Below are 19811 nucleotides of genomic sequence, written 5' to 3'. Positions count from 1 at the left end.
CAGTCCGTCTTATGAACGACCATAGCGGACCGCAGTCCGGTTCACAACAGACATCGGCCCAGCGGGCGTTGCCGGTCCTGGGTGAACCACGCCCGGAACGCGCCGACGCCCGCCGCAACCGGTTGAAGGTCCTGGAGGCGGCCGAGCGGTTGTTCTCCGAGCATGGCGTGAAGAACGTGTCGCTCGACGCCATCGCGGCGGCGGCCGGGGTGGGCAAGGGGACGGTGTTCCGGCGCTTCGGCGATCGGGCCGGGCTGGCGGTCGCGTTGCTCGACGAGCGGGAGGTCGAACTCCAGGCCAAGCTGCTGAGCGGCCCACCGCCGCTCGGCCCCGGCGCACCCGCCGTCGACCGGGTCACCGCGTTCCTGACGGCGTACACGGAGCTGCTGGATCGGCACGTCGAGCTGTTCGCCGACAGCGAGAACGCCTCAGACGGCGCCCGGTACCGCATCGGTTCGTACCGGCTGTGGCATCGGCACATCGCGATGCTGGTGGAAGAAGCACGCCCAGACCTGGACGCCGACTACACGGCCCACCTCATCCTGGCGCCCCTGGCGGCCGACCTCCACCAAGCCCTCCGCGAAGAAGGCTTCGACCTACCCCGTATGCAGGCGGGCCTGATCGCCGCCGCCACTGCCCTCCTCGCGCGCTGATGCCCGAGTCCGGGCTACGCGGCAGGAGTCCCGGACCGCCAGCACACACCAAACTCTGAGCGAGGCTGTCGCCCACGCTCAGCGCGCACCCCGATTGCCTGCATCTGGCGGCTTAGTGAGTGGTGGACGTCCGCAGGTCGAGCGAAAGGCGCAGTTCCGGGAGCTGGCCGAGGCTGGAGTGGGTGCGGTTGGGGGTCTGGGTGAAGCCGTAGCGGTGGTAGAAGGCGCGGGCTCGCTCGTTGGCTTCCAGCACCCAGAGGCTGATCGTGGTGCAGCCTGCTTGCTGCAGGTCGCGAGCGGCGGCGTCGAGAAGCGCTCGGCCGACTCCGGAGCCCCAGGCGTCCGGATGGACGTAGAGCGCATACAGCTCGCCCGCGTGGGCTGGCCCGTCGCGCTCTGGGCCGGTACCTGCGTAGCCGAGGATTCGGCCGCAGTCCGGTTGAGTGCCCGTCGCGGCGGCGACGTAGAGGCGGGAGCGACCTGCCGCGATGCTGGCTGCCCAGCCAGCGGAGATCGTCTCGGCATCCATCGAGTCCAAGAAGTCCTGCGGGACTAGGCCGGTGAAAGCTGCGCGCCAGCTCGCGATCCGAGTCAGCGCGGCACCGTACAGGTCCGTGGACCGGGCCGGGCGAATCTCCAAGGAGCGTCCGGCCGACTGGACCTCCGATGAGCGCGCTGCCGGTCGGATCTCAGATGGGCGTCCGGCCTGGGCCGGTTCGGCCAACGTCAGTTGGGCTTTTCTTCGTGGGCGGCTTGGGCTTCGGCTAGGCGTTTGCGGGCGCCGTCCAGCCATTGCTGGCAGGTGGTGGCCAGGGTTTCGCCTCGTTCCCAGAGGGCTAGGGATTCTTCGAGGGTGGTGCCGCCGGCTTCTAGTTTGCGGACTACCTCGACCAGTTCCTCGCGGGCCTGTTCGTAGGAGAGTTCGGGGCGGGCTGCCGGGTCGGCGTTCTTGGTCATTTGGTGTCCTTTACCTCTACGTCGAAGCGGCCGTCGCTGACTCGGGCGTTGAGGATGTCGCCGGGTGATACCTGCGCGATCTCTCGTACTGCGGTGCCGTCGGCCAGTTGGAGCACGGAGTAGCCGCGCTCGAGGGTTGCTTTGGGGGACAGGGCTCGCACGCTGGCCAGGCGGTGGGCCAGGTCGTCGCTGGCGCGGTCCAGGCGATGGGTAAGGGTGCGGCGGCTGCGGTCGACCAGGGCGGTGACCTCATCGGCGCGGCGTTGCAGGTCCGACGTCGGCGCGGCCAGCGACGGGCGGCTGCGGATGGCGGCCAGGGCGTGGGTCTCGCGGTCGAGCCAGCCGCGGATCGCGCGCAGACCACGCTCACGCAGGAGCCGTACGCCGTCCAGCTCCTCCCGTACGTCCGGCACGATCCGTTTCGCGGCGTCGGTCGGGGTCGATGCGCGGAGGTCCGCGACCAGGTCGAGCAGCGGCGAATCGGGTTCGTGGCCGATGGCGCTGACGATCGGAGTACTGGCCTGGGAGACCGCGCGGATCAGACCCTCGTCGGAGAACGGCAGCAGGTCTTCGAGTGAGCCGCCGCCGCGGGCGATCACGATCACCTCGACCGACTCGTCGGCGTCGAGCTTGCGCAGCGCGGTCATCACCTCGCCGGCCGCGGCCGGACCTTGCACCGACGCGTGCTCGATCCGGAAGGCGACCGCCGGCCAGCGGCGCTTCGCGTTCTCCAGTACGTCGCGCTCCGCGGCCGAGTCGCGTCCGCAGATCAGCCCGATCGTGTGCGGGAGGAACGGCAGCTTCTTCTTCCGGTACGACTCGAAGAGCCCTTCGGCGGCGAGTAGTTGCTTCAGCCGCTCGATCCGGGCGAGCAGCTCGCCGATGCCGACGTGCCGGATCTCGCTGACCGCGAGCGCGAGGGTGCCGCGCCGGGCGAAGAAGTTCGGCTTGGCGTTGACCACGACGCGGGAGCCGTCGGTGACGGGCGGGTCGACCGCCTCGAAGACGCGGCGGTTGCAGGTGAAGCGCAGCGAGATGTCGGCGTCGGTGTCACGCAGCGTGCCGAACACGGTCGTCGTCCCGCGCCCGATCGAGACGTCGGTCAGCTGCCCCTCGACCCAGACGGCGCCGAGCTGATTGATCCAGCCGGCAATGCCGTTCGCGATCGTGCGAACGGCTGCAGGCGCATCCGGTGAGGTCTCCAATGCCACCCGGCGACTCTACGGTGCCACACCGACAATCCCCGCAACCCCCAGTACATTGCGTGACATGGAGCCCCGCCCGTACCTCCTGCTCGACGTCGACGGTCCTCTGAACCCGTACCGGGCGAAGACGGTCCCGCCCGGTTACCGGCTGGAGGAGATCGTGGAGGGCGAGAAGACGTGGAAGCTGCTGCTCAATCAACAGCACGGCGCAGAACTGACGGCTCTCACCGATCTCTTCGAGTTGGTGTGGGCAACGACCTGGGAGCACGGCGCCAACAGGCTGATCGCACCGCGGATCGGTCTGCCCAGCGATCTTCCGGTCATCGTGTGGCCGCCCGGTGCGCGGGCCGGCGCCGAGCGCAGTCGACGCTCCTGGAAGACCCCACATGTCGCCCGCTGGGTCGGCGGTCGCCCGTTCGTCTGGATCGACGACGAGATCAACCGGTACGACCGGATGTTCCTCGAATCGACACCCGGCATCAGCGCCTTCCATCTCCATCGGGTCGAGGCCAACTGTGGACTGGCGCCGGCGGACTTCACCCAGATCGCCGAATGGGCGGCCACCAACTGCTGACGGGCTGGGATTGCCACCGACGGGCGGTGGCCGATCAGCGGGGTGCGGGGGATGTCCTGGGGTGTTGTAAAGGGGAGGGCCGTCCCGCTCGACAGGAGGTAGCGTCCTCCGGCGCGCTTGTGGCCGTCTGCCGCAGCCTGGGGCGGCATGGCGTCGGGTACTACCTCCTGTCGAGCGGGACAGCGAGCTTGCGCGGAGGCGGATTGAGGATGACGCGGAGGCGGGGTGGACGGGCTGGCGGGCTGGCTGGCTGGTAAATCCTTTGCGTGGAAGGTTGATGAGGCGCATTCTTGAGGCCTGAACACCTCCTGAAGAGGAGTCGCCCGGACAGGGCGGGCGATTCCTTTTTGCTTGCTGTAGGCAATGAACCAACCGATCGGCTGATCCGGACCCTCGGCCGGTCGGTTGGCCTGCGAACCAGCGTGTTGGCCGATGCGTCATGCCGGCCCGGCTGTCAGGCTCGAACCATGACCACACAGCTCGAAGCAACCCACACCGCCGCGTTCCGGACCGTCAAGGCGCTGGTCGCGGGCTATCTGGCGCTGAGCGTTCTCACGGTGGTGGCGGTCTTCATCCTTCGCCATCATCCGTCGGTCGTCACCGACGCCGTCTGGGTGCGGACCGTCATCGTCGTCGGCAGCGCCGCATTGATGACAGCCTTCGCCGCCAGGGCAGCGCGCGGGCACGGCCGTTCGTACCTCCGGTTGCGGCTCGTCTCGGCGATCATGCTGGTCGCGATCGCCGTCATCATCGCCATCCCGGGCGACTTCCCGGTCTGGCTCAAGGTCGAGCAGGGCGTCTGCGGCCTGCTGCTGCTCGGCGTCGTACTGGTTGTCAATGGCAAGCACCTGCGGACCGCCTTCAACGGCAGGTAGGGTGCGAAGAATGGAGGAGCGACGCTGGCCCTTGCTGGTCACCGTCGTGCCCTATGTCCTGCTGGCCGTGCTGACGGTCGGCACGGTGATCATCAAGCACAACGACCTGCGTTCGCTGGCGGTCGACCTCGGGCTGTGTGCCCTGGCTGCGTTGTGGATGCTGGGGATGTTCACCCTGCATCCCGCGTGGCGGGAGCGGACGCCGCACATGCTGGTCTTCGTCGCCGGTCTGCTGTTGATCGTCGGGGTACTGGTCCATCGCGACCCCTGGTTCGGCTTCTTCACCCCGGCCGGGTACTTCTACGCCTTCGGGGTGTTGCCGTGGCCCTGGAAGTTGCTCGGTGTCGCCGCGGTGGCGGCCGTCGCCGGGGCCGCGCAGGCCTCCACGGTCGACAAGACCACCACGGTCGGCCTCGCGATCTTCTTCGCCGTACTGCTCGCCAACATCCTGCCGATGACCGGTTTCGCCTGGCTCGACCGGCAACAGGATCAACGCAACGACGCCCGCAACCACGCCCTGCAGGACGTCAGCGAGGCCAATCGCCGGCTCGAGGCGACGCTGGCCGAGAACGCGAAACTCCACCAGCAACTGCTCGACCAGGCCCGCGAGGCCGGCGTACTGGACGAGCGGCAGCGGATGGCGCGGGAGATCCACGACACCCTCGCGCAAGGCCTGACCGGGATCATCACCCAGTTGCAGGCGGCGGAGAACGAGCCGAGCCGTCATGTGGAGGCCGCGATCGCCCTGGCCAGGGAAAGTCTCAACGAGGCAAGGCGATCCGTGCACGCGCTCCGCCCCGGATCGCTCGACAGTGCCCGGCTGAGCGATGCACTGGCCGACGTCGCGAAACGCTGGACTGCACTGCACAACATCGAAGTACAGGTCACTACGACCGGTACTACGCTCCCCCTACCGCCCGACGCGGAGCTCGCTCTGCTTCGTACTGCGCAGGAGGCGTTGGCCAATGTCGCCAAGCATGCGCAAGCGACCCGGGTCGGCCTCACACTGTCCTACCTGGAGGACAAGGTCGCCTTGGACGTCCGCGATGATGGCAAGGGATTCCAGGCTGGTGTGGTCGACGGAGAGGGCGGATTCGGGTTGATCGCGATGCGGCAGCGGATCGAGGCCCTGGACGGCCGGCTCCAGATCGAGTCGGAGCCAGGCGCTGGTACGGCGATCTCCGCGAGTGTGCCGGTGTTGCCGGGTGCGCGATGAGCGGGCCGATCAAGCTGCTCATCGCGGACGATCATCCGGTGGTGCGCGATGGGTTGAGCGGGATGTTCGCGCGCGACCCGGACTTCGAAGTACTGGGTGAGGCCGCGGATGGGGCCGAGGCGGTCGCGCTGGCCAAGGAGCTTCGGCCCGACGTGATCCTGATGGATCTGCGGATGCCGGGGATGGATGGGGTGACCGCGATCACCGAGCTCGCCAAGCAGGGGAGTGGGGCGCGGGTCTTGGTGCTGACGACTTATGACACCGACACTTACGTAGTACCGGCGATCGAGGCCGGGGCCACCGGGTATCTGCTGAAGGATGCGCCACGGGATGAGCTGCTCCGCGCAGTACGGGCGGCTGCTGCTGGGGAGTCCGTACTGTCGCCGACCGTCGCGAGCCGGTTGGTCAGCCGCGTCCGTACGCCGGAGACCGGGCCGCTCACCCAGCGTGAGGTCGAGGTGCTGGAACTGGTTGCGGCGGGCAACACGAACCGCGAGATCGCGGTGAAATTGTTCATCAGCGAGGCCACTGTGAAGAGTCACCTGCTGAATCTCTACCTCAAGCTGGGCGTGAACGACCGGGCCGCCGCGGTCGCCGAGGGGTTCAAGCGGGGTCTGCTGGCGGGATCGTGACGTCCGCCACGGCCGGTGGGGTGTTCAGCTACGCCCCGTACGATGGGCCCCGTGACTGCCCAGCCTGAGAACCTTGGTACGCCGACCGCCTTGAAGAGCAAGCGGGTGCTGCTCGCGGCCCCACGGGGGTACTGCGCGGGGGTGGACCGGGCTGTCGTGGCGGTTGAGAAGGCGCTCGACCTGTACGGGCCGCCGGTCTACGTGCGCAAGGAGATCGTGCACAACAAGCACGTCGTCTCCACGCTGCAGGCGCGCGGCGCGATCTTCGTCGACGAGACCGACGAGGTACCTGAGGGCGAGACGGTGATCTTCTCCGCGCACGGTGTCGCCCCGATCGTCCATCAGGAAGCGGCCGCGCGGCAGCTCAAGACGATCGACGCGACCTGCCCGCTGGTCACCAAGGTGCACCACGAGGCCAAGCGGTTCGCCGCGATCGACTACGACATCCTGCTGATCGGCCACGACGGGCACGAAGAGGTCATCGGCACCGCCGGCGAGGCGCCCGAGCACGTCCACCTGGTCGACGGCCCGGGCGACGTCCCGAATATCGAGGTCCGCGACCCGGAGAAGGTGGTCTGGCTGTCCCAGACCACGCTCTCGGTGGACGAGACGATGGAGACCGTACGCCGGTTGCGCGAACGGTTCCCGAAACTGCAGAACCCGCCGAGCGACGACATCTGCTACGCCACCCAGAACCGGCAGGTCGCGGTCAAGAAGATGGCGCCGGACGTCGACCTGATGATCGTGGTCGGCTCCCGCAACTCCTCGAACTCGGTCCGGCTGGTCGAGGTCGCGCTCGAGCACGGCGCCCGGGCCGGCCATCTGGTCGATTACGCGGCCGAGATCGACGAGGCCTGGCTGGAGGGCGTCGACTCGGTCGGCGTCACCAGCGGGGCGAGCGTGCCGGAGCTGCTGGTGCGGGACGTGCTGAGCTGGCTGGCTGAGCGTGGGTACGGCGAGGTGCAGGAGGTCACCACGGCTGAGGAGAGCTTGGTGTTCTCACTGCCGCGTGAGCTGCGGGCGGACCTGAAGGCCGCCGGGATGGCGACCACAGGCACGTCCGACCACGCCTAACGGACGACGATCTTCGCGGTCTTGGCAGCTGTGAAGCTGCCCTTCGGGCCACCGCAGAACGAGATGCGGTACGTGAAGGTGAAAGTCCCGGGCTTGGTGAAGACGTGGGGCCCGTCGAGCAGGGTGTAGGTCTCCTTGGCGGTCTTGCGGATCTTCGCGCCCTGGCAGGTGATCGCACCGCCGTCCGAGCCGCCCGGCTCGCTGCCGTCGCCGTAGCTGTAGTCGGAGCCCAGGCCCAGGTCGATCAGGCCGACGTTGGTGGGTAGTGGCTTGTGATCGTCGGCCCCGATCGGCACCAGGACCGTGCCTGCGACGGTCACCTTCATCGTCACGACGCGGCCCTTGACGGTCGGGATCAGCGTCACCGTCGCCCCGATCTTCGGCGGTGCGGGCGGCGGTGGTGACGTGGTGGCTGCCTTGTTCGACGGCTGGCCCGAGACCGGTGGGCCGCTGCGGATGTCGGTGAGGCCGCCGGCCACCACGGTGACGACGGCGACGGCAGCCGCGGCACTGATGGCGACTCCGGCCGTACGGCGGCGGCGTACGGTGCGGACGCGGGCGAAGACTGCCTCGCTCGGGACCGCGGTCGGGGGTGGCGGGTCGGCGACCAGTTGCTGGAAGCGTTCCTTGAGCTCATCGGTCATGGGACAGCCCTCCTCGTGGGCCGGGGCGGTCGGTAGATGTGGCGATCAGGGGGTCGGTGAAGAGCTTGTGTTCGCGCAGCTTGGCCAGGCCGCGCGAGATGTTCGCCTTCACCGTGCCGGTCGAGCAGCCCATGATGTGGGCGATCTCGGCTTCCGGCAGGTCTTCGAAGTACCGGAGTACCAGCGTTGCTCTGGTACGCCGGGGGAGCGTGGCGAGCGCTCGGAGCAGCAGGTCACGGTCGTCGACCGTGCCGAACTCGGACGGACTCGACGGCTCGGGCAGTTGCTCGGTGGGGGTCTCGCCCTTCCACTTGCGCCGCCACCACTGCGTGCTGGTGTTCACCATCGTCGTCCGGGTGTAGGACTCCAGCGCGGTGCCGCTGCGCAGCGACTTGCGGTGGAACCACACTTTCGTCAGCGAGGTCTGGACCAGATCTTCGGCCAGATGCCATTCGCCGGTGAGCAGATAGCCGAATCGTTGCAGGGCGGTGAACCGCCCGTCCACGAATGCGGCGAACTCCGCGTCCAACCCTGGATCCATCGTTTGTCGCCCCCAGCGAGGTGTGTTTCGTACTCGGTCAGCAGTGTGATGACCGGGTGGGGGCGAAAGGTTGAGTCGAGATCAGGCGGAGTCGAGGTCGTAACTGTTCTGAGCGGCGGTGATGGCCGGCACGTGGACCTCGGCCCACTCGCTGACCGCCCGGATCGGGACGATCAGGGACTCGCCCATCGGGGTCAGGGTGTAGACGACGCGGGGCGGTACCTCGGCAAAGACCTCGCGGGTGACCAGGCCGTCGCGCTCCAGCCGTCGGAGGGTCTGGGTGAGGACCTTGGGCGCGACGCGGCCGATGCCGTCGCGGAGTTCGGTGAATCTGAGCGGGCCGTTGCTGAGCAGGAGCACGGCGAGCACGGTCCACTTGTCGCCGATCCGGTCCAGGATCAGCCGGGTCGGGCAGTTCGGATCGAAGAGATCGCCGCGGTCGCTCAGCTGCGCCACGAGATCCTTCGCCGCGAGGTCCTCCGCATTAGTAACCACCAGGTACTTATAGCACGTTGAAGTAGCCAGTTACCAATGGTTACTGTCAGCGGTGTTGAGATTGCTGCCGATGCCTTTGGGGAGTTCGTTGTGAAGATTGCCGTCTACGGTGCGAGCGGGATGATCGGGAGCCGGATCGCGGCTGAGGCTGTCCGGCGTGGACACGAGGTGGTTGGTATCACGCGCTCGGGTGGCGCTCAGCCGGCCGGCGTCGAGGCTGTCGTCGGGTCGGCGAACGATGCGGCGTCCGTGAAGGAGATCGCGTCGTCGGCCGATGTTCTGGTGTCGGCGATGGGGCCGAGCCGGACGGGCGAGGGTCCGCAGGGCTTCTTGGATGCGATCGACACGTTGATCTCCTCGGTCGGTGGGACCCGGCTGGTGGTGGTCGGTGGGGCGGGCAGTCTGCTTGCCGGTGGCAAGCGTCTGGTGGACTCGCCGGACTTCCCGGAGATCTACAAGGCTGAGGCGCTGGTTGTCGCCGGGGTTCTCGACACCCTGCGTGCGACGCCGGCGGACGTCGACTGGACGCTGCTTTCGCCTGCGCCGGTGATCGCTCCGGGTGAGCGCACAGGTGTCTTCAAGCTGGGAACAGATGAGCCGGTCGGCAGCGCGGTCTCGGCCGAGGACTATGCCGTCGCGCTGGTGGACGAGCTCGAGCAGCCTGCGCACCGGCGTGGCCGGTTCACGGTCGCGAACTGATTGCTTTACCCGGGTAATTCCTTTACTGGGTAAGACTTTTGCCTAGGTAACCCCTGGCCAGCATGGTGACCCATTGGTAGACGGCGTCCTCGGCCGGAGCCAGTGGGCCGGGGCGGAAGTGGGGCGAGTCGGCGCCACGCTGGACCGACTCGCAGGCCGACCAGTCCTCGCGATTGGTGATGTCCCAGAAGTCGACGGCGTACGACGGGTCGGCCACCTCGGCCGGGAAGTACCAGGAGCACTCGATCGCCGTCAGGCGCGGAGTACGGGGTTCGAGGCGATGGGTCATCACGTAGTCGGGGTGCAGGGAGATGAGCAGGTTGGGGAACAGGCCGACGTAGTTCACAGTGCGTGGATTGACGCCTGGCAAGGGGATTCCGTGCGACTTGCCGTCGAGGGACATCGTCTCGGCGTCGGGACGGAGGTCCATCAGGCCGCCGACCCAGGCGCCGGGCAGGTTCCAGTTGTCGCCTGAGGTCGGTGGCGAGACCTTGCAGAGCTCCGGGTGGATCAACGGGCAGTGGTAGCACTCGTGGTAGTTCTCCACGATCGTCTTCCAGTTCGACGCGACGTCGTAGCTGTGCCGAGCCTTGAGGGTCAACGCCTCGGGTCGGTACGGCGCGACGAGGTCCGTGAGGCCGCCAACGTGCTCGCTGAACGGTGGGGCGGTACCGAGTGCGTTGACGAACAGCCAGCCCTGCCAGACCTCGGTCGGCAGCTCGGTGAGCCCGTATGGCGTGGGGTCGAAGGTGTCGCCCATCCGTGGGGCTGCCTTCACTGCGCCGTCCAGGTCGTACGACCAGCCGTGGTACGGGCAGACGACGGCTCTGCGTTGGCTGGAGTCGCCTTGTGGCAGTAGCTCATGGCCGCGGTGCCGGCAGGTGTTGGCGAATGCGCGGGGCTTGTCTGCATAGGTTAGAAGGACGCCGATGTCGCCGACTGTTGTCGCGCTGTACGTAGTACCGGCTGCTAGTTCCTCTGCTCGGCCTAGGCAGGTCCAGGTGCCGGCGAAGAAGTTGCGGCGCTCCCATGCCAGTACTGCGGGGTCTGTGTACGCCGCTTGCGGCAGCATCACCGACTCTCCGTGCGGGCGGAGTGAAGCGGCTAGTGCGCTGGGATCGACCGGAGCGTTCGCCATCCGCCCACTATCGGCTGTGGCTGACGTAGAAGTCGAGCACGTAGTCCCAGCCGGTGTTGTAGCTCTCGCGGGCTTCGGCGCCGTCGGGGCGACGCTCCCAGCCGCTGTGGATCAGTTCTACCTCGGTGCCGCCGTCTAGTTGCTTGAAGCTGACAGTGATGCTGCCTGCCTGCTTCGGGTCGCTGCCGGGGTGCCAGGTGAAGGAGAGGCTGTTCGGCGGGTCCCAGTCGGACACTGTGCCCCAGTAGCCGTGTGGGCCGTCTTCGCCGTACTCCACGATGCGGCCGCCGACGGCGCCCTCCAGTTCGACGCTGGTCGCCTTGTCCTCGCCGATCGAGTGGGTCTTCAGCGGCCACCAGGCACCGAGGTGCTTGGTGAACAAGTCGAAAGCGCGTTCCTGGGTGGTCTTGACGACCACCCGCTTCACGAGTGGCGCGGTGCTCATTACTGTTCCCCTTCGGTCTCTCGGACGTACGCCGCGAACGCGTCCAGTGCGTCGTCCCAGAACTGGTCGACGAGGCCGGCTTGGCCTAGGACCTTGAGGTGCTGGGAGATCGCGGGGCGGCTGACTGGTACGTGCATGCCACTAACCATTGCGGGTGTCAAGACGTGGAACACCCCGGGTCCCCCGCGGGCAGCTGCGGGGACCCGGGGTGGGTCTGTTTCTTCCTGCTTTTGAATCAGTTGAAGGGGTCGAGGGTGATGTAGGCCTGCTGCGGGTTGCCGTCGTGGACGAGGGCCTCGTGGTTGCCGACGTCGTCGAAGGCGAAGCCGTACGCCTTGCCGTCGGCCATCTGCGCGTGGATCAGCTTGGAGTAGTGGTTGGTGACACTGTCCTGGTAGAAGTTCGAGTTGTTGGGGTCGGGCTGGTTCGGGTTGGTCAGTAGCGTCGACCGGTTGAAGCCGGCGCAGAGGGTGCGCGAAATCGGCCCGCGGACCAGGTCGTTCGGGGCGTCGAGCAGGCCGGCGCAGCCGAAGATGCTGGGTGCGTTGGGCTTCTGGAAGCTCGTCACGACCTGGCCCGAGGTGTTGGTGAAGTTCATGACGTTGCCGGAGACGCGACCGAAGTACTTGGTGTTCGGCTGGTCGCCGAACGGCTGCACGGTCAGGGTCTGTGAGCTGTACTTCGACCAGACCCGGTTGATGTAGTCGTCCATCACGTTGCCGGGCAGCGCGCCGGTCTCGACGCCGTAGGTCGGCGCGAGTGCGCGGAGTACCGATCCGTTGGGTGCTGTCTGGATCAGATTGGCCCAGCCGCCGGATTGGCCGCGGAGCGCGTTGAAGAAGTTGTTGTAGCCGCCTGGCTTGAGGTGGCCGGTGGTCAGTACGTTGCCGTTGCCCTGCTGGACGCCGACGGCGTACGGGACCGAGAACATGTCGACCTGGGTGCTGTTGATCCACAGGCCGGAGTCGTTCAGCGTGTACTCGGTCCAGCTGAACAGGATGTTGCGGTTGGGGTCGCTCGGGTTCTGGACCGCGGGCTGCACCAGGCCGCCGGTGGTCAGCTTGAAGACGAGCTTCTGACCGTACGAGAAGTAGACCCGGCCCGAGAACTTCGGCATCTGGATGGTGATCGACCCGCCGTTGCCGGGGCCGGCGATGGAGGCGTCAGGTGCCGGGGTCGGCGGGTTGCCGCCGGCCGGCCAGGCGTGGAAGTTGCCTGCTGCGTCTGCCCAGCCTTGCTGGCCGGTCTGCAGATTTGTGCCGAGGTTGTAGATGTAGACCGCGTCGCCGCGGCCGGAACTGTTGGTGATCTTCAGCGGAATGGTCGCCGGCACCGCTTGGGCCGGCATCGCGACAGTCGCGACCAGCCCGGCGGCGACGGTACTCGCGGCGGCCAGAACCGCCAGCAACTTGTGTTTGATGCGCACAACTCCTCCTCAGGTTTGTCCCGTGCGAGAGAAGGCGGAGCACCGGACGACCACGAAGAGACTGCGCTACCAGGACACAGTCACCGCTGGGGGCGAGCGGTACCCACTGCTCATCCGACGAGGGACGGTGAGCCGCCGAATGAGTGAGAGCGCTCTCATACTTGGCCGCCCCTCCACCCCTGTCAACACCTGACCCCTGTCGGCTTTCCGACGCTTGATATGCCGACCTACCCCCGACATGCCGGCCAGAGCAGCAGGCGACAGCAGCAGAAATAGCTGCGATCCGACAGTTGAGGTCCCCGCAGGCGATTTCGGGGTCGGCTGGCGGGTTTTTTGACCGCTGACGTGAAGCAGCACGCCAGCGGTCAAAAAACCCGCCAGTGGCCGAGCGAGCCTGTGGCTGAGGTGGGCGATGTGAGTCAGCAACCGGCGAGGTCGTCGGTTACGCGTCGACCTTGAACGGGTCGTGTTCGGCGAGGAGTTTGTCGAGGCGGGCCTGGTCGACGCGGTTGGTGACGACGGAGAGTTCTTGGCGGTCTCGGACGACTTTGCAGAGGGTGACCGTGGAGGTGACGAGGTAGAGGAGGCCGAGGGCGAGGAAGGCGCGGATCCAGCCGGCGGCGGGGAGGTAGACGATGGCGATGGTCATCGCGGTCATCGAGAGGGCGAAGGACAGGATCGCTTGGAGGTAGAACGCGGAGGTCTGCGAGGGCTGGATCGGTTTCGTCATGGGCTAATCGTCAGCGCGGCACGGCCCCAGCGCATGAGGCGAACTACTCAATGCGCGAGTGAGACGTCGGTCGTATGTGGTACGGGCGTCTTCGCACGCTCGCGCAGGAGTTCGCCGGGGTGCGGGTTGGACGGCCGACTCGGCGACGCAGCTCGGGTCTGTCTTGCCGTGGGGGTGCGGCGCTGGACGGGCGGAGCAGGCGTGGGGGTTCTTCGGGGTCAGCCGGTTTGGGAGTCGAGGCCGGGGAGTGGGGGTGGCTCGCGGTGGGTTTTGTCGATGGTGGGGCCGGGGAGCCAGCGGTGGGTGTCGGGGGTGTCTTCTTCTACGGCCAGGAATTCGGGGGCGGTGAGGGGGCGAGCGGAGGCTTCGATGGATTCCATGGCGGTTAGTTCGGCTTCCGTCACGTGGAGGTCGCGGAGTTTGCGGGCGGTGGTGAAGACTCGGCGTTCGAAGGAGCCGACGGTGCTGTTGTAGGCGTCCACGGCTGAGGTGAGGGAGCGGCCCACGCGGTTCAGGTGGTCGCCCATCGTTCCTAGGCGTTCGTAGAGTTCCCGGCCCAGTTCGAAGACCTGTTGGGCGGACTCGGTGAGGGCGGATTGGTTCCAGGCGTAGGCGGCTGCGCGCAGGGTAGCGATCAGGGTGGTGGGGGTCGCGAGGATCACCCGGCGCTCGGCGGCGTACTCGAGGAGGATCGGCTCGACGTCCAATGCGGCGGAGAGGAAGGACTCGCCAGGGACGAAGAGGATGACGAACTCGGGAGTCGACGGGAGCCGTGACCAGTAGGCCTTCGCGGAGAGTTGGTCTACGTGAGTACGGAGATGGCGGGCGTGGGCGCGCAGGCGTTCCTCGCGGAAGTCGGCGTCGTCGCTCTCGGCGGCCTCCAGGAACGCGGCCAGCGGTACCTTCGAGTCGACGACGAGATTCTTGCCCTCGGCAAGTCTCACCACCATGTCCGGGCGCAGCAGGCCGTCATCGCCAGTGGTCGTGGTCTGCTCGGTGAAGTCGCAGTGCGCGACCATGCCGGCCAGCTCGACCGTACGCCGGAGATGCAGCTCGCCCCATCGCCCGCGGACCTGTGGCTTGCGCAGCGCGGTCGACAGTGAGGCGGTCTCGCGACGCAACGCCTCACCGCTCATCCGTACCTCGTTCACCTGTTGGTGCAACTGGCTCTGCCAGGCGGCGCGGCCCTTCTCCAACTGGTTGAGCTGGGCATGCAACCGGTCGAGCGACTCCTTCACCACCGCTTGCCCGGACATCTGTTGCCCGACCGTCGTCCGCTCCTGTGTGAGCTCGACCACGCGATCCTCGGCCGCATCCCGCTCGGCCGTGATCCGCGCGAGCGAGGCGCCGTCGCGTCCCCGCGACCAGAGCAGGCCGAAGACCCAGCCGAGCCCGAGCCCGACCAGCAGGAAAACCAAGAGCAACAAAACCGCGGTACCGGTCATGTCACAGACAGTCGCAGACGCCGCCGACAATTTCCGGACGACAAGCCCGGTACCACCGAACCTCAGTGTGTGAGCTGCGCCGCGACAGGCTTCCGAGTGGCCCCTGAGCGAGCGATCCGCCAGGCGGGGAAGGCGCCGAGCAGGGCAACAATCGCGAAGACCGACAGCAACAAGTGGGCCGAAGAGAGGGCGGACGGCTCACCGAGCTTGACCAGTACTCCGGCCAAGGCCGCGCTGAACGCACTCGACATCAAGAAGACCGTATTGATCCCCGCCGAGGCCTTGGCAGCCTCCTCAGTGTCCTCGACGCTGCTGAAGGCGGCGACGGCCAGGTGCGGGAAGGCGATCCCGATCCCGGCGCCGGCCGCGAACAGGGTGACGAACCACAGAGCGACCACGAACACGGACGGCCCAGCAACCTGCAAGGCGGAGTACGCCGCGAGGCCGATCGCCAGCAACACGGGGCCGCCGACGATCAGCCGGCGTACGACCGCAATCCGCACAAAACTCGCGCTGACCGTCTGGCTCAGCGACCAGCCGAGCGACAGAGCAGCTCCGAGGAATCCGGCAAGCAACGGCGACAGCTCGCCCAGCTCCTGACCGAAGAGCGGGATGAAAGCCTCGGTACCGATGCCAAAGGCAAGGATCCCGACGGTCAGGTAGACCCACTTCAGCGACTTGCCCGCAGCGAACGTCACCCGCGGCAGGACGGCCGCCTTCGCAGTCCGCTCGTACAAGACGAAGACCACACCGAGCGCGAGCCCGATCACCAGCACGACCGCAGTCAGCACGCCAGCCGGCACGATGCTCGCGATGCTGACCATCGCGACGGCCGCGGTCAACAGCACCAGCGACACCCCCGGTACGGCGGACCCGGCGGCCGCACGCTCAGTACGAGGAATCACCCGTACGACGACCACCATCAGTACTGCGGCCAGCGCGACCAGCAGCCAGAACGCCGGCCGCCACACCCCCACCTGCCCGAAAGCGCCACCGGCAGCCGGCCCGACCAGGTTGCCGACACCCCACATCGCCGACACCAGCGCCGCCGCCTTCGCCCACAAGCGCTCCGGCAACGCCCGCTGGATGAGTGCATATCCGAGTCCTGCGAGCAGACCACCGCCGAACCCCTGCACGGCCCGGCCAGCCAGGAAGACGCCGATGCCGGGGCTCAGCGCGGCGATGAGCGAGCCGAGGCCGAAGATTCCGAAGGCGAGCAGGTAGGCGGCCATTGAGCCGCGGGTGATGAGGATCCGGCTGACCAGCATCGAGCTGATCACCGACGCGACCAGGAAGGCCGTCATCGTCCAGGCGTAGAAGCCGGTACCACCGATGTCACCGACGATCGTCGGCAGCAGGCTGGTGGTGAGGTAGACGTTGCTCGCCTCCATCAACACCCCGCCGGCCAGTACCACCGCCACCGGGGCGTAGGTGAGGCCGAGCAGTTCGCGCCACGAGCCGTTCGTCGGGGTGTCCATGGCTGGACAGTACGACTTCAAGTGAGCTTGAGCTCAAGCCCTGAAGTACAGGCTGAGCTCAGCAGGCCATCGCGGGGAAGCTGTAGCCCTGGGCCTTGAGTAGCCGGAGCGCCTTGTCGAGGGCCGCGACGGTCTGGCTGCGGTCGCCGCCGCCGTCGTGCAACAGGATGATGTTGCGCTTGTGAGCGTGCGTCATGATGTTGTTCACGATCGCGTGCACGCCGGGGCGGGCCCAGTCGCGCGGGTCGACGTCCCAGAGCACCTGGACCATACCGGCGGCCTTGATGTCGGCGCGGACCTTCGGGTTCGAAGCGCCGAACGGCGGCCGGAAGCACTTGGACTGCGGGCCGTCGAAGATCTCGTGATGTCGCTTGGCCGCGGAGATCGCGGTCAGTTGTGGGTGCGAGATCGAGTGGCTGCCGACCGTGTTGCCTGCAGCAAGGATCTGCTCACGCAGCCCGGGGTGCGCGGCCTGCATGTTGCCCAGTTCGAAGAAGGTCGCGTGGGCGCCGTACTTCTTCAGCACCTGGAGGATCTTCGGCGTCCAGTACGGGTCCGGGCCGTCGTCGAAGCTGAAGAACAGCACCTTCTTGTTGCCCGCGGACGCGGCGAGTGTTGGGTCGCCGGCGGGCTTACGAGGCTTGCCGCTCTCCGGTGAGCCCGAGGTGATCGGCGTGGGCGTCGGCGTCTCGATGGGTGTCGACGACGGGGTGTTCGGTGATGACGCCGAGGTCGGCTTGGGCTGGTTCGTGTGTCCCAGCGCCAAGGCGATCAACGAGCCGACGACGAGCGCCAAGGCGGCGGCGGTGGCGATGATGGCGGCGAGCTTTCGGGACATGATGCTCCCTTGCAGATCAGGCGGATGTTCCCCAGACACGCTCCCCCTCAAGGAGCTTTCGTTGGTAAGACGCCTTACATCCGGACCTGGTTGGCATCACTGTGTTGCGGGGAGATCTCAGTGGCTTTCGGTGTCGCAACAGTGGCGAGCGTGCCACGGTGGTACAGCCTGCCCTCCAACGACTTCACGCTCGCGACCAGGACGAAGCTCATGCTGACCAGCAGCGCCCACGCGCCGAACTTCGCCGGGTGCACGAGGTGCCACACATTCACCTGATCGGGGTAGTTCCAGGCGTCCAGGAAGGTGCCGAAGTTCTCCGCGATCCAGAGGAAGAAGCCGATCAGCGCGAACCCGAGTGCCAGCGGCATCCGGTACCGCCGGGTGCCTACCGTGTAGAAGACCCAGGTGCGCCGCAGTACGAGCAGAAGAGCCAGCGCGATCGGGATGCGCAGGTCGGCGATCCAGTGATGGGTGAAGAAGTTCGCATAGATCAGTACTGCGAGCACTGTGGTGAGGATCGGCCGATAGCCGCTCACCCGCAGGTCGAAGCGGCGCCAGGCCTGGCAGATGTAGCTGCCGACTGCGGCGTACATGAAGCCGGCAAAGAGTGGTACTCCGGCGAACTTCGTCACCGCGTCGCCCGGGTACTGCCAGGAGCCGACTTGGACCTTGAAGAGCTCCAGCCCGAGCCCGACGAGGTGGAAGCCGAAGATCACGGCGATCTCGCGCCAGGTCTCCAGCCCGGCCAGCCAGAACCCGAGGGTGAGCAGCAGCGAGTAGACCAGCAACGCGTCGTACCGGGCGATCGGCAGTTCGACGTACTTCGAGAGCGCCAGGCCGGCGAACAGCGCGGCGGGGAAGAGGCAGGAGACCAGTTCGGTCCAGCCGAACCGCAGGAATTGCAAGCAGGCGAACACGATCCGTGATCGGTGGGGCGCGAGTTTTCTCCAACTGGTCACAGAAAGGAGACGCTGCTTGCTATCGCCTGGTTGGGACGGATAGATCACTCCCTACGGAGGAGGTGTCGCGATGGAGCCGAAGGTGGTCTACCAGACGGACCGGCTGGTCGTACGCGACTGGGCGGAGAGCGACGGGGACCGGGTGTTCGACATCTACCGGCGCTGGGAGGTGTCGCGCTGGCTCGGCGCCGATCCGCGGGTGATGCCGCATCGCGACGCGGCGTCGCGGACGATCGAGCGGTGGAACGCGCGCAACGCGGACGCTGTCTACGGGATCTGGGCGGTGGAGGAGAAGTCGACCGGCACGATTGCGGGGACGGTGTTGCTGGTACCGCTGCCTGACGGGCCCTCGTCGAAGGGCGAGGTCGAGGTGGGCTGGCACTTCCACCCTGACTCGTGGGGACGGGGACTCGCGACGGAGTCGGCGCAGGGGGCGATCGCTCACGGGTTCAAGGCGGGGCTGGGGGAGATCTACGCCGTCGTACGGCCGGACAACGGCCCGTCGATCGCGGTGTGCAAGCGCCTCGGCATGCAGCCCCTGGGACTGACTTCCCGCTGGTACGACGCGGAGCTGGAGTCGTTTGTGATTTAGGTCGAGTGGGCCACGCCGCGTAGTCTTGCTGCCCGTGGCACTCTCCATCGGAATCGTCGGGCTCCCCAATGCGGGCAAGTCCACGCTCTTCAACGCGCTGACCAAGAACAACGTGCTCGCGGCGAACTACCCGTTCGCGACGATCGAGCCCAACGTCGGGGTGGTCGGCGTACCGGACGCGCGGCTCGCGAAGCTGGCGACGTTGTACGACTCGGCGAAGGTGATCCCGGCGACGGTGCAGTTCGTCGACATCGCCGGCATCGTCCGCGGCGCGTCGGAGGGCGAGGGGCTGGGCAACAAGTTCCTCAGCCACATCCGCGAGGGCGACGCGATCTGCCAGGTCACCCGGGTGTTCCGTGACGACGACGTCACCCACGTCGACGGCAAGGTCTCACCGGCCGACGACATCTCGACGATCCAGACCGAGCTGATCCTGGCCGACCTGCAGACCGTGGAGAAGGCGATCCCGCGGCTGGAGAAGGAAGCCCGGCTGAAGAAGGAGAGCGTCGCCGTCCTCGAAGCGGTCCGCGAGGCGCAGAAGCACCTCGAGGCCGGTACGCCGATCATCGCCACCAACGTCGACCGCGACGCGATCCGCGAACTGATGCTGATGACGGCCAAGCCGTACATCTTCGTCTTCAACTGCGACGCCGACGAGCTCGCCGACGAAACCCTGAAGCAGAGCATGCGCGACCTGGTCGCCCCCGCCGAGGCGATCTTCCTGGACGCCAAGTTCGAGGCCGAACTGGTAGAGCTCGACGACGAGGCCGAAGCCCGCGAGATGCTCAACGAGATGGGTGTCGAGGAGCCCGGCCTGGACGTCTTGGCCCGAGTCGGCTTCGAAACCCTAGGCCTGCAGACCTACCTCACCGCAGGCCCCAAAGAATCCCGAGCCTGGACCATCAAGAAGGGCGCCACCGCCCCCGAGGCAGCCGGCGTGATCCACACCGACTTCCAACGCGGCTTCATCAAAGCCGAGATCGTCTCCTTCACCGACCTGATGGAAGCCGGCAACATGGCCACCGCCAAGTCCGCCGGCAAGGTCCGCATAGAAGGCAAGGACTACGTCATGGCAGACGGCGACGTCGTGGAATTCCGCTTCAACGTCTAGCCCCGCGCGGCAAGAGGCTGGTCCGGCACGTGATTGCCGCCGACCAGCCTTTCCGTTCGTACGACGGATTCGAGTGAGGACACC

The 19811-nt window shown here is 67.1% G+C and carries 24 protein-coding genes; 9 read left to right on the top strand and 15 right to left on the bottom strand.

The annotated features are described in order from the left end of the window. Positions 1-11 precede the first annotated feature (11 nt). Positions 12-653: a TetR/AcrR family transcriptional regulator gene (locus tag OHA70_RS02790; RefSeq protein ID WP_328328155.1), complete on the top strand. Its 642-nt coding sequence runs from the start codon at positions 12-14 to the stop codon at positions 651-653. A gap of 112 nt (positions 654-765) precedes the next feature. Here OHA70_RS02790 and OHA70_RS02785 read toward each other — a convergent pair whose 3' ends face one another. From OHA70_RS02785 to xseA, 3 genes are all read right to left on the bottom strand, one after another. After that, a complete protein-coding gene (locus OHA70_RS02785; RefSeq protein WP_328328153.1) occupies positions 766-1293 on the bottom strand; it encodes a GNAT family N-acetyltransferase in 528 nt (175 codons plus the stop codon). 86 nt (positions 1294-1379) lie between these two features. Continuing rightward, positions 1380-1610, bottom strand: a complete 231-nt coding sequence (locus OHA70_RS02780) for an exodeoxyribonuclease VII small subunit (protein WP_328328151.1) — start codon at positions 1608-1610, stop codon at positions 1380-1382. After that, complete coding sequence (xseA, locus tag OHA70_RS02775; protein WP_328328149.1) at positions 1607-2821, bottom strand: exodeoxyribonuclease VII large subunit; 1215 nt, start codon at positions 2819-2821, stop codon at positions 1607-1609. The genes OHA70_RS02780 and xseA overlap by 4 nt, the downstream gene beginning before the upstream one ends. 58 nt (positions 2822-2879) lie before the next feature. Between xseA and OHA70_RS02770 the strand changes: the two genes are divergently transcribed. The 5 genes from OHA70_RS02770 to OHA70_RS02750 all read left to right on the top strand — a co-directional run bounded on the left by OHA70_RS02770 (position 2880) and on the right by OHA70_RS02750 (position 7186). Further along, positions 2880-3389, top strand: coding sequence for an HAD domain-containing protein (locus OHA70_RS02770; RefSeq protein WP_328328147.1), 510 nt, complete (start codon positions 2880-2882; stop codon positions 3387-3389). A 467-nt stretch (positions 3390-3856) separates the two neighbouring features. After that, a complete protein-coding gene (locus tag OHA70_RS02765; RefSeq protein WP_328328145.1) occupies positions 3857-4264 on the top strand; it encodes a hypothetical protein in 408 nt (135 codons plus the stop codon). 10 nt (positions 4265-4274) lie between these two features. Next, complete coding sequence (locus OHA70_RS02760) at positions 4275-5480, top strand: sensor histidine kinase (protein WP_328328143.1); 1206 nt, start codon at positions 4275-4277, stop codon at positions 5478-5480. Continuing rightward, positions 5477-6112, top strand: coding sequence for a response regulator transcription factor (locus OHA70_RS02755; protein WP_328328141.1), 636 nt, complete (start codon positions 5477-5479; stop codon positions 6110-6112). The genes OHA70_RS02760 and OHA70_RS02755 overlap by 4 nt, the downstream gene beginning before the upstream one ends. 42 nt (positions 6113-6154) lie before the next feature. After that, complete coding sequence (locus OHA70_RS02750; RefSeq protein WP_328328139.1) at positions 6155-7186, top strand: 4-hydroxy-3-methylbut-2-enyl diphosphate reductase; 1032 nt, start codon at positions 6155-6157, stop codon at positions 7184-7186. Here OHA70_RS02750 and OHA70_RS02745 read toward each other — a convergent pair. From OHA70_RS02745 to OHA70_RS02735, 3 genes are all read right to left on the bottom strand, one after another. Next, positions 7183-7830: a hypothetical protein gene (locus OHA70_RS02745; protein ID WP_328328137.1), complete on the bottom strand. Its 648-nt coding sequence runs from the start codon at positions 7828-7830 to the stop codon at positions 7183-7185. The two genes, OHA70_RS02750 and OHA70_RS02745, sit on opposite strands and share 4 nt — an antisense overlap. Beyond that, entirely contained in the window at positions 7820-8371 is a 552-nt protein-coding gene (locus OHA70_RS02740; protein WP_328328135.1) for a SigE family RNA polymerase sigma factor, read from the bottom strand. Before OHA70_RS02740 ends, OHA70_RS02745 begins: the two co-directional genes overlap by 11 nt. A gap of 81 nt (positions 8372-8452) precedes the next feature. Next, a complete protein-coding gene (locus tag OHA70_RS02735; RefSeq protein ID WP_328328133.1) occupies positions 8453-8866 on the bottom strand; it encodes a winged helix-turn-helix transcriptional regulator in 414 nt (137 codons plus the stop codon). A 90-nt stretch (positions 8867-8956) separates the two neighbouring features. On the opposite strand from OHA70_RS02735, the gene OHA70_RS02730 reads away from it, so the two are divergent. Further along, positions 8957-9565 carry an NAD(P)-dependent oxidoreductase gene (locus OHA70_RS02730; RefSeq protein WP_328328131.1) on the top strand — a complete coding sequence of 203 codons (609 nt, stop codon included), beginning with the start codon at positions 8957-8959 and terminating at the stop codon, positions 9563-9565. Positions 9566-9587: 22 nt separating this feature from the next. Here OHA70_RS02730 and OHA70_RS02725 read toward each other — a convergent pair whose 3' ends face one another. From OHA70_RS02725 to OHA70_RS02685, 9 genes are all read right to left on the bottom strand, one after another. Continuing rightward, entirely contained in the window at positions 9588-10703 is a 1116-nt protein-coding gene (locus OHA70_RS02725; RefSeq protein ID WP_328328129.1) for an aromatic ring-hydroxylating oxygenase subunit alpha, read from the bottom strand. 7 nt (positions 10704-10710) lie between these two features. Beyond that, positions 10711-11148 (bottom strand): SRPBCC domain-containing protein, encoded by a 438-nt coding sequence (locus tag OHA70_RS02720; protein WP_328328127.1) that lies wholly within the window; start codon positions 11146-11148, stop codon positions 10711-10713. Beyond that, a complete protein-coding gene (locus tag OHA70_RS02715; RefSeq protein WP_328328125.1) occupies positions 11148-11285 on the bottom strand; it encodes an ArsR family transcriptional regulator in 138 nt (45 codons plus the stop codon). The genes OHA70_RS02720 and OHA70_RS02715 overlap by 1 nt, the downstream gene beginning before the upstream one ends. Before the next feature lie 98 nt (positions 11286-11383). After that, positions 11384-12574: a glycoside hydrolase family 64 protein gene (locus OHA70_RS02710; protein ID WP_328328123.1), complete on the bottom strand. Its 1191-nt coding sequence runs from the start codon at positions 12572-12574 to the stop codon at positions 11384-11386. Between the two features lie 442 nt (positions 12575-13016). After that, positions 13017-13304: a YiaA/YiaB family inner membrane protein gene (locus OHA70_RS02705; protein WP_328328121.1), complete on the bottom strand. Its 288-nt coding sequence runs from the start codon at positions 13302-13304 to the stop codon at positions 13017-13019. A gap of 218 nt (positions 13305-13522) precedes the next feature. Then, the gene (locus tag OHA70_RS02700) at positions 13523-14749 is read right to left on the bottom strand and encodes a DNA recombination protein RmuC (RefSeq protein ID WP_328328119.1); all 1227 of its coding nucleotides are present in this window, start codon (positions 14747-14749) and stop codon (positions 13523-13525) included. Positions 14750-14811: 62 nt separating this feature from the next. Continuing rightward, positions 14812-16227: an MFS transporter gene (locus OHA70_RS02695; RefSeq protein ID WP_328328117.1), complete on the bottom strand. Its 1416-nt coding sequence runs from the start codon at positions 16225-16227 to the stop codon at positions 14812-14814. A gap of 58 nt (positions 16228-16285) precedes the next feature. Further along, positions 16286-17065 carry a polysaccharide deacetylase family protein gene (locus OHA70_RS02690; RefSeq protein ID WP_328328115.1) on the bottom strand — a complete coding sequence of 260 codons (780 nt, stop codon included), beginning with the start codon at positions 17063-17065 and terminating at the stop codon, positions 16286-16288. Positions 17066-17139: 74 nt separating this feature from the next. Continuing rightward, positions 17140-18024 (bottom strand): DUF817 domain-containing protein, encoded by an 885-nt coding sequence (locus OHA70_RS02685; RefSeq protein WP_328328113.1) that lies wholly within the window; start codon positions 18022-18024, stop codon positions 17140-17142. A 70-nt stretch (positions 18025-18094) separates the two neighbouring features. On the opposite strand from OHA70_RS02685, the gene OHA70_RS02680 reads away from it, so the two are divergent. After that, positions 18095-18616, top strand: coding sequence for a GNAT family N-acetyltransferase (locus OHA70_RS02680; RefSeq protein ID WP_328328111.1), 522 nt, complete (start codon positions 18095-18097; stop codon positions 18614-18616). A 34-nt stretch (positions 18617-18650) separates the two neighbouring features. Next, positions 18651-19727, top strand: a complete 1077-nt coding sequence (gene ychF / locus OHA70_RS02675) for a redox-regulated ATPase YchF (RefSeq protein WP_328328109.1) — start codon at positions 18651-18653, stop codon at positions 19725-19727. Positions 19728-19811 lie beyond the last annotated feature (84 nt).

This window comes from Kribbella sp. NBC_00382, assembly GCF_036067295.1.
Classification (GTDB): Bacteria; Actinomycetota; Actinomycetes; order Propionibacteriales; family Kribbellaceae; genus Kribbella.
The sequence above is the reverse complement of the archived record's forward strand: the minus strand, read 5'-3'. Positions and strand labels throughout refer to the sequence as shown.